We start from the raw sequence: 8,781 nt of genomic DNA, 5'->3' as shown, positions 1-8,781 counted from the left end.
TCGCGTCCATAGACGGTGATCGGGTAGTCCTCGTTGGTGGAGGACCAGAGATCGCGCAATGTGCGAGCGGCGTCGCCATCCGAGCGGTCGAGCACCGAGTTGATGCGTTGCTCGCCATCGGTCAGGTCATAGGTCTCTCGATCGTCGACATAGGCCACGAGATTGGCCTGGATAATGGCGTCGCTCTCGGAAAGGGTCAGCGCCTGGACGGCGGCGACCCGATCCATCTCGCCGGTTTCCTTGTCCACAACGACCACGAAGGTCTCGGTCGTTTTGAGGGGAAAAAGGCTCGCGCCCGCGACCATGCCGGCCACGCCGGCCAAAACGCCGGCCGCCGCGACGAACCAGGCAAAGCGTTCGCGCCGTCTTGGCCCGTAGATGAAATCCGCCTCGAAAGCATCGCGATCGGGCGCGGGGGAACTGGTCACAAGCTTCTTCAAGTCAATCGTCTTTCACATCAGGGTTTGCGGAAGGCCTTGGCGGCGGAGAGAAGCGCGCCGGGGCTTTGCCGGATCATCTCGCCGGTCTTCACCACACCCGCGTTCGCCATCTGGTTCAGCTCATGGGGAGACTTGCCGGTGACGAGGCGCGAGGTTGCGCCCGTGCCGTACTGGCGTGTGTTTACAAAGCCCTGACGTGCAAGCCCGGTCAGGCCCACGGCATTGGACGCAATGCCCACGACGCCTGTGAGGTTGGAGGCGATGTAGGGGACCGAGGCCATGATCCCGGCGCTGAGGATCAGGATCACGAGGAAGGGCAGGATGAGGCTGACGGTTTCGACGTCACCGGGATCGGCGGAGGCGTCCCCGATGGCCTCGGCGATCGCCACGATGATGCCCGCGGCCCCGGCGGCCGCGACCGGCATGAGCGCATAGCCGATGGTGGCGCGGGTCCAGGCCTCGAAGAGGGACTGGGTCGGCTTGAAGAGCGAGGTCACGATCATGAAGGGGGCGATGACGATCATCAGCGCGAAGACGATGCGGGCGAAGGCGATGATCCCGGCGGTGACGGCGGCAAAGACGGCTGAAAGGACGAAGAAGATTGCGCCCAAGACTGCGCCGAAGACCCAGCCCGCGCGGTCGCCGATCGTATCGCCATAGGCGGTGATGCGGGCAACCATGTTGTCGAGGCTTTCATAGACCCCGGCCTCGTCGCCCGAGCCGGTGAGCGCCAGGATCGAGGCACCGACGGAGTCCGGAACCCGCGTGACGATGTCATAGATGACGCTGAAATTGTCCCAGCTTTGCGCGAATATCCCCACCAGTGCCACCTTCATCCCGAAGGCAAAGCCGGTGCCGAAGGGCAGGGGGCGGAGTTGCATGACCGCATTGATCCCGAGGAGCACGACAAGGAGTGCGGCCCCGGCGGAGATCACGTCGCCGACGGCACCCGCCGAGGAGACAAAGCCGTCCTGCGCCACGGTATCCACCGCGGCGTCGACCTGGCTCAGGATGTCGCGAATAACGCCCATCTACTCGGCACAGGCCTCCACGACTTGCGCCTCGAGCGCATCGGCCTGAGCGTAGAGATCGAGTACCTTGAAAGGCAGGCGCGGATTGTCCGAGGTCTGGAACCGGGGCAGGGCGTCAAGCGCCTGATCCCAGGTGAACTGATCCAGCAGGCAGGTGCAGGTTTCCGAGGCGAGGGCTTCTTCAGCAACAAGGATGCGCAGGATCGCGCGGTAGCCGTTGCGCAGATAGGCGGTCTCGGCCAGATCGGCGGGCGGTTTTGGAATGCGGCAATTGTCCTCTGCTTCCCGCGCGATGGCCATCGAGCTGAAGGGTGTGTCACCGGATGGCTGCGTGGTCGGGGTTTGGGCCAACGCAACACTGGGTGTGGCACTCACGACAAGTGCTGCGAGACCAAGAGACCGGATTGGCGCCAACCTGCGGGTCATGGACATTCTCATGGATCCACCGCCATCGAGCGGAACTTGCGCTCATCCGCGAGGGTTGCGGCATCGACGACGCCGAGCTGGCCGGCGCTCACGCCTTGCGCTGCTTCCAGCCGCCAGATCTGGGTTAGAATGATGCCGAGCTCGGCGGTGACACGAGTGTTCAGATCGACGGCGGCTTTCAGCCCGTCCTGATCGTCGATGAGCCCGACCATTGTCTCGAGCCGTTCGAGGCTGTGGCCTGCCTCTTCATGGCTTTCTTGCGCTGCGACCGACAGCATGGCACTGGCCCCGGCTGAGGTGGCGATGCGGTTGTCGGCGGGCTGGTCGGAGCCTGAGAGCGTGCTCAGGCGCTCCGAGGTGAAGCCACTGCCCGACAGCACCCGTTCGACCGAGGCCGACAGTTCCGCGCCGGGATTGAAGCCGCTCAGGAAATCGCCGCTCGCCAGCGATTGCGCGGTATTGAGCGGGGCCACCAGTTTGCCACGCAGCGCGCGGAATTCTTCGACCGTGGCGAAGAGTTCTCCGAGCCCACTGCTTTCAATGAGCGAGGTCAGTTGCGCCTCGAGGTTCGTCAGCTGCGACAGCTGGGTTTCCAGTTCCAGCCGCATGGTCGCGAGCTGCTGCATCTGGACATTCAGGTCCTCGGCCATGTGCTCGAGCTGGGCCACGAACTGCTGCAATGCCGAGCCGTCAAAGGTTGGGACGCCTTGGGCAGCAGCGGGCGAAGCGAGCCCGAGTGTTGTGACCGCCGCGGCGGTCAGGAGAAGGTGTCTCATTCGGGAACTCCCATCTGCATGAAGTCGCGCTCGGCCAGCCGGTCGGCCACGAGGTGCTGCGCATAGGCCGCCTCGCGCTGCTGGTTGGCGGCCATAAGCCGGACGCGGAGGTTGAGGATGCGGCCGATCTCGGCCTTGGCGTAGGTGTTAAGCTCCCAAGCCGCCTTGGCATTGGGCTGCGCATCGATCTGCAAGATGATCGCGCGCAACCGGTTGATGACCTGTTCGGTGGTGGCGGAGCTGTCGGCGGCGTAATAGACGCCGGCCTCGGAGATGCTGGCATATTCGGCGAGCGCAAAGTCTGAAGGTGAGAGCGTGCCAAGCACATCGGCACCGCCCACCACGGCGAGATACTCGTTGTAGAACTTCGAGATATTGCGCACGTAGCCTTGCGTTTCGGCAAAGGGTGGCACGCCGCCATATTCGATGACCCGGCCCGGGCCTGCGTTATAGGCTGCAAGCGCGTGCGGGATATTGCCGAACCGATTGAGCTGGGTGGTGATATAACGTGCGCCGCCGCGCAGGTTGTCTTTCACGTCATAGCGGTCGACTCCAAGATCGGAGGCGGTGCCGGGCATGAGCTGGGTCAAGCCATAGGCCCCGACCGGGCTTTCGGCGGCGACGTTGAAGCGGCTTTCCTGTTTGATCAGGGCCTGGAAGAGGCAGCGCCACTGGGTGGCCGAGAGCCCGGCACGGGCCACACCGGGGGCGCCTGCGAATTCGCCCGCGACCTCGACGATCATCATCTCGACGGTCTCACGGCCTTCGCCGAAGAGGCGGCTGTTCATCGGGCTCGGATCGGTGTTCGGATAGACCGCCGCCACCCCGAAATCCGCATTGCCCTCGAGCGCGCGGATATCGAAACCGGGACCGGTGATCGCTGCCGTCATCTCTTCGAGAACGCGCAACTGGTCGGCCTGGACATCGGCGAGCGTGGACTCGGTCCGATCCTTGTCCTGCTGGACGCCCAGATCTTCGACCAGCGCCGTCACCCGCGCGATGGCGCGACCGATCGCGGAATTGTCCTGTGTCGGCACTCCCTGGGCATGTGCGGGCAGGGCGCCGAGGCCAAGGCAAAGCCCGGCGGATATGATCGCGGCGCGGCTCATTCCGGACGGGGCAGGGGCTCGAAGGTGCAGTCGGGTTTGGCCGTCTCCTGAGCCGGTGCGCCCATGGTCGAGAAGGAAAGCGCGGACCGCGTCACCTGCGGCTCGCCATTGCGTCCGAAGCAGGGCGAGGTTTTCTCGGTGTATTTCTCGCAAGCCGACAGCAGGCTTGCGGCGGCGCAAAGCACGAGGAGAGGTTTCAAACTCATATCACATGTCTCCAGAAATCGGGATTGGCGCGCCAATCGGCGGGCACACGCGCCTCGCCTGTGGCGCCGCCGCCAAGGATGGGAAGGAGGTTGCCCAAGGCGGAGAGGTCGGCGTCGACGAAGACGCTGTCGCCCGCCGAGCGGACAAGGGCGATGCGCTGGCCAATGGTGGGCTGGACGAGGAGCGCGGCCTCCTTGGCGTTCACGCGCAGGAAATCGTAATCGGAGACAGCAGCACGATCGTTCGGGAAGAGGATCTGCGTCGGCACCGTCTCGACGATGGTTTTGCCGACGCGGCTGTCGCGCAGTTGGCTCGGATATTGCGTCATCATGATCACGACGCAGTTCATCTTGCGAAGCGTAACCAGCCAGTTTTCCAGCCGCGCCCCGAAATAGGTATCGTCCAAGAGCTTCCAGGCCTCGTCGAGCACGATGATGGTGGGGCGGCGATCCTCGACCACGCGTTCGATCTGGCGGAAGATGTAGGAGAGCACCGCCATGCGCTCGGTGGTCATGTCGAGGATCTCGGTCATATCAAACCCAACGATGTCGCCCGTGAGCTTGAGGCCTGCGCCGCGCTCGGGCTCGTCAAAGACCCAGCCATAGCGCCCACCTGGCGCCCATTCGGCGACGCGGGATTGCAACTCGCCGTCGTCATCGAGCGACTTGAACAGGGTCTCGAAACTGACAAAGCGCTGCAAGGTCGCGCCCGCATCGGCGTTCTGGCCGACGGCGCTCTGGATATGGCGAGATTGCTCGCCCGAGAGGGTTCCATTGCGTGTGAGAAGGGTCGCGAGCCAGTCCGAGAGCCAGGCTCGGCCGCGCTCGTCGGTCTCCGTAGCGAGTGGGTTGAGCCCCGTGGGCACCCCGGCACGGATTTCGTTGTAGCGTCCACCAAGGGCGCGGACGGCCATCTCAAGCCCGCGATCCTTATCGAAGAAAAAGAGCCGCGCGCCGACCCGCTGCGCTTGTGCTGCGAGGAAAGCAGTGGTCAGTGTCTTGCCGGTGCCAGTGCGCCCCAGCACAAGGGTATGGCCAACGGTCGGTTCCTTGCCAGGGCTGCCCGCCTCGTGGAAATTGAACCGATAGCCCGAGGTGCCAACCGTCGGCAGGACCGAGATGGTCTGGCCCCAGGGTGACTGGTCCGGCCCACGCCCCTCGACGCTGCCGTGCAGGGCCGCGAAATCCGCGAAGTTGATCGAGGAAATCGGCGTCTTCCGCGCCCGGTAGCCGAAATTGCCGGGCGACTGCGCAAAATACGTGGCTTTCAGCGCCATGTTCTCGCGCACGATCACCGACATGATCTCCTGGCCAACGCGTTTGATCTGGGCGGCGGCGCGTTCGAGCGTGTCGCGGTCCGGGGCGTAGACCGCGATGGAGAGGTGATGGTCGCCAAAGGCGATGCGGCCCGCTTCCTGGTCGTCGGCTGCTTGCCCGAGCTGTTCGCGCAAGGAGACGGCCGCATCGTCGGAGGCGTGCATCTGGCGGATGATGCGCTGGATGCGTTCGGCCATGATGTTATTCGGGATCGGGCTGAAGGAGTTCGTCAGCACGATGTCGAGCGGCAGGTCGAGCGCGTCGAGCAGCGTGACGTCGGTCAGCGCCGGATAGGACTTCATTGAGAAGAGCGCGCCGTATTTGACCTGACCGGTCACGACGTCGGTCAGGGTGACGACATCGCCATCAAAGGTCGCGCGACAGTTGCTCAGGGTATGCGAGAGGGGCAGGGCGCTCTGCCCGAAGGCGATGGGGGAGAAGCTGCCTGCGTTCAGCGTATTGAGATAGCCCAGCCATTCACCGTCCGACTTCGTGAGCCTGACTGGATTGGCCGAGGCAAGCGCCACCTCGAAGAAGCCCATGACCTCGGTCAGCTCCTGCAGGCGTGTCGCGCGATCCTTGACCCAGGCCTTGCGGGCCAGAGCGCGCAGAAGCGGGATGCGCGCGGAGATGTCCGGGCGCCGGATGACGCTGAGATAGAGCTGGCGCTTGGCGGGGCGGAGGTCTTTGACATGGGCCCGCCAGCGCGCGTCGATCGCGGCTGCGAAACTGTCTCCCTCGATGGGGCGCATCCCGAGATCCTGCGGCACGGAGATCCGGTGGATGTAGAAACCGAAGGCGTTGCCGGTCTGGGCGACGATGGCGGCGACCGCGCGCTTCAGCGCATCAAGCCGGGCGTCTTCGCTAGTCATCGGGTTCAGACCATCAAGGCGTAGGGTCGCCAAGAGGTCGCCCTCGCGCAGCACCATCACATCGTCATCCGCGAGCGCGAAATACGGCAAGTGCTCCGCGAGATAGCTCTCCCGCGCGAACTCCGCGCCGCCCGCTTTAAGGAGAGCAGTTCCGTGAGTGGAAAGTGTGCCCGCATCAAGCGCCAAAGCTGTCGCCTCCGTGCAGGGCCCGGTTCTTCGTCGGGCGCACTGATCCAAAGGAGACGCGCAGCACTTCGAAGAAATGCGGCTCACGGTCGGCGACGAACCAGAGGATCGGATAGGCGACAAGGCCGATCAGGAAAAACACCATCGACTTGGTCCAGATGAACGGCAGAACGACCCCGGTCGCCAGCACCACCAGGTATCCGACAGGGAGACCCAGATACTTGGGCGGTCGGGCGAGGCCCAGAAAGAGGGGGGATCGTTCTGCCAACTAGATGCTTTCCCGCTTAGCTGAAATGAAGAATCCGTAGGACGTCTCGAGGCAGCGTTTGCAGTGCAAACGCGTTCGAGACGACCGGAGGATGCGAGTGTGCGGAAAAGTCATCGGCCAACCTCAGGAGAAGCCGTCGACGATGGTGCCGGCCGAGAAGATCAGCACGATCCCGATGATGACCGAGGCGAACCAGCCCCAGTTCAGCCGCCCCATCATGCACATGAAGCCGGTGCCGATGACCGCGAGCGTGGCGACCGCGATCCCGATCGGACCCGTCAGCGCGGCCTCGACGGTTTCCAGCATGGTCTGGATAGGCGACAAGTCCTGCGCGAGAGCGGGTGTTGCGAAAGCCGCCAGGGTTGTGGCGGCAGGCAAGAGGCGGCTGAGGCGATGTCTAAGCATGCGAAGTTCCCTTATTTTACTGAAGATCGATGAGGACCGGAGCGCGCGCAGGCACCCGGGCAGCGACGCGGATGTTCGGCGCGGAAACAGGTGTACCCGCGAGTCGGGACCGGATCCGGTGGATGCGCGCGATGTAGTCGCGGGTCTCGGTGAAAGGCGGGACACCGGAATATTCGACCACCCGGTGCGGTCCGGAATTGTAAGCTGCCAGCGCCAGGTCGATGTCTTTGAACGTGGCGAGCTGCGCGAGCAGATAGCGCGCCGCACCGTCGAGGTTCTGCGAGGGATCGCGCGGATCGACTCCGAGGGCACGTGCCGTGTCCGGCATCAGCTGGCCAAGACCATAGGCACCCTTGGGGCTCACGGCAGTCGGATTGTAGCTGCTTTCAGCTTCGACCAGGGCGCGGAACAGGACCTGCCAGTCGTCGGCACCCAGACCAACCTGGCGCAGGGCACGGTTCCCTTGGTGGCGGTCAGCAGTCGTCCGGATCAGGAAGAGGATGTCGTCGCGACCGGACAGCGGCGCGGTGTCCAATGAGGCCAGAATGACTTCGGCTTCAGAGCGATCATCCAACCCCGCCCATACAGGCCGCTCGCCATGAAAGGTCCAGCCGGATGTCCGGGCTGTCCCGTCGCGGCCGAAGGCGATGACGTCAGCCGCGCTCCTCGAGGGTGATGCTGTAATCAGGACCAAAGCGCAGATCGCGCCCGTCACCGAACTCGAGATGATGTTTGAAGAGCCCCGGCCATATGTTGAAATACCGCGGCTCTGGCCCGTGCGGGGTGATCCGGGTCGAGACCAGAATGGCTTCCGGCTCGCCCTCGCGCAGGTAGATGCACTGGTAGCGCGGCTTGCCATCGTCCGTGAACCCCACGAGTTCATACCGGCAGCGGTACGCGATGCCCTTCTCGGACAAGTCTTTGACACCATCGATGGTGATCAGGATCTGGTTGCGCGCTATCGGCATGTTCGGACTCTCCCCACGAGAGCCCTTCTACTTCACGACACTAAGGCCATAAAGTCATATGGAGTCAATACGACATATTGCATAAAAATACATATTGAGCGATAGTCTGCTCAACTTTTGCGGGAGAGCGACATGAAGCGACAGGCGATGGCAGCTGTGATGGGGGCGATGGCGGTGTTCGGAGCCCCTGAGAAGGCGCAGGCCTATGACATCGATTGCGCCATCATGCTTTGTATGGCGGGTGGTTTCCCCCCGAGCGCCGTTTGTGCTCGCGCCTATCGCACCATGATCCGCCGTATCACGCCCTGGCCGAGCCTTCCGCCCTTCGGGGTCTGCACCTTTGCCCATGTGCCGGTCGAGTTGGGCGGGCCCGGCGGCGAGGGTGAGCTAGATACCAATCTGCCGGAATACGAATGGCTGAACCGGACCCATGTGATCTGGTTCACCGGACGCTCCTACGAGCCGCGCGACGAGCCGCGTCAGTGGGACTGGTCGATCCGTTCCTGCGATCGCGAAAACCGGACCTGCCGCTACATCCAGCGGGTCTACGGTTCCCACACGCCCTGGCCCGCGACATTCATCTCGGAAAGCGGTCAGGAGATCGCCTACCCAAGCGGTGGCGATCTTTGGCACTTCTATTCCCGCAGCATCATGGTCGAGTACGGCGACTACGAGAGCAACATGGGCCACTCGGAGTGGTTTTCTTACTGATCTGAGCTATCACTGGGCTTCAGGGAAATTGGGCGTAGCTCGGCCAGACAAGCATCAAAGCGTTCC

At 63.7% G+C, this 8,781-nt stretch carries 12 protein-coding genes; 1 reads left to right on the top strand and 11 read right to left on the bottom strand.

Going from position 1 to position 8,781, the window contains the following annotated elements; translation table 11 throughout:
• From ABYW26_RS06570 to ABYW26_RS06520, 11 genes are all read right to left on the bottom strand, one after another.
• Positions 1 to 440 (bottom strand): VirB8/TrbF family protein (locus ABYW26_RS06570; RefSeq protein ID WP_372603981.1); only part of this gene is annotated, 440 nt, incomplete at its 3' end.
• Positions 441 to 457: 17 nt separating this feature from the next.
• Positions 458 to 1,471, bottom strand: coding sequence for a type IV secretion system protein (locus tag ABYW26_RS06565; RefSeq protein WP_009574113.1), 1,014 nt, complete (start codon positions 1,469 to 1,471; stop codon positions 458 to 460).
• On the bottom strand, positions 1,472 to 1,846 hold the full coding sequence (locus ABYW26_RS06560) for a hypothetical protein (RefSeq protein WP_238368164.1): 375 nt from the start codon (positions 1,844 to 1,846) through the stop codon (positions 1,472 to 1,474). It abuts the gene before it with no gap.
• 59 nt (positions 1,847 to 1,905) lie between these two features.
• Positions 1,906 to 2,673, bottom strand: a complete 768-nt coding sequence (locus ABYW26_RS06555) for a type IV secretion system protein (protein ID WP_238368163.1) — start codon at positions 2,671 to 2,673, stop codon at positions 1,906 to 1,908.
• Complete coding sequence (locus ABYW26_RS06550; RefSeq protein WP_009574110.1) at positions 2,670 to 3,782, bottom strand: lytic transglycosylase domain-containing protein; 1,113 nt, start codon at positions 3,780 to 3,782, stop codon at positions 2,670 to 2,672. The genes ABYW26_RS06555 and ABYW26_RS06550 overlap by 4 nt, the downstream gene beginning before the upstream one ends.
• Positions 3,779 to 3,988 (bottom strand): hypothetical protein, encoded by a 210-nt coding sequence (locus tag ABYW26_RS06545; RefSeq protein WP_009574109.1) that lies wholly within the window; start codon positions 3,986 to 3,988, stop codon positions 3,779 to 3,781. Before ABYW26_RS06545 ends, ABYW26_RS06550 begins: the two co-directional genes overlap by 4 nt.
• Positions 3,985 to 6,363, bottom strand: coding sequence for a type IV secretion system protein B4 (locus ABYW26_RS06540; protein WP_372603980.1), 2,379 nt, complete (start codon positions 6,361 to 6,363; stop codon positions 3,985 to 3,987). The genes ABYW26_RS06545 and ABYW26_RS06540 overlap by 4 nt, the downstream gene beginning before the upstream one ends.
• A complete protein-coding gene (locus ABYW26_RS06535; RefSeq protein ID WP_009574107.1) occupies positions 6,353 to 6,631 on the bottom strand; it encodes a type IV secretion system protein VirB3 in 279 nt (92 codons plus the stop codon). Before ABYW26_RS06535 ends, ABYW26_RS06540 begins: the two co-directional genes overlap by 11 nt.
• Before the next feature lie 123 nt (positions 6,632 to 6,754).
• Positions 6,755 to 7,036, bottom strand: coding sequence for a TrbC/VirB2 family protein (locus ABYW26_RS06530; protein ID WP_009574106.1), 282 nt, complete (start codon positions 7,034 to 7,036; stop codon positions 6,755 to 6,757).
• Between the two features lie 16 nt (positions 7,037 to 7,052).
• On the bottom strand, positions 7,053 to 7,610 hold the full coding sequence (locus ABYW26_RS06525; protein ID WP_372603979.1) for a lytic transglycosylase domain-containing protein: 558 nt from the start codon (positions 7,608 to 7,610) through the stop codon (positions 7,053 to 7,055).
• Positions 7,611 to 7,689: 79 nt separating this feature from the next.
• Positions 7,690 to 8,004: a hypothetical protein gene (locus ABYW26_RS06520; protein ID WP_080458281.1), complete on the bottom strand. Its 315-nt coding sequence runs from the start codon at positions 8,002 to 8,004 to the stop codon at positions 7,690 to 7,692.
• Positions 8,005 to 8,136: 132 nt separating this feature from the next.
• Here ABYW26_RS06520 and ABYW26_RS06515 point away from each other — a divergent pair, with 132 nt between their 5' ends.
• Positions 8,137 to 8,715, top strand: coding sequence for a hypothetical protein (locus ABYW26_RS06515; RefSeq protein ID WP_108887775.1), 579 nt, complete (start codon positions 8,137 to 8,139; stop codon positions 8,713 to 8,715).
• The last annotated feature ends 66 nt before the right edge of the window (positions 8,716 to 8,781 follow it).

The organism is Actibacterium sp. (genome assembly GCF_041584535.1).
GTDB lineage: Bacteria > Pseudomonadota > Alphaproteobacteria > Rhodobacterales > Rhodobacteraceae > Actibacterium_D.
This window is presented reverse-complemented; position numbering and strand designations above follow the sequence as displayed.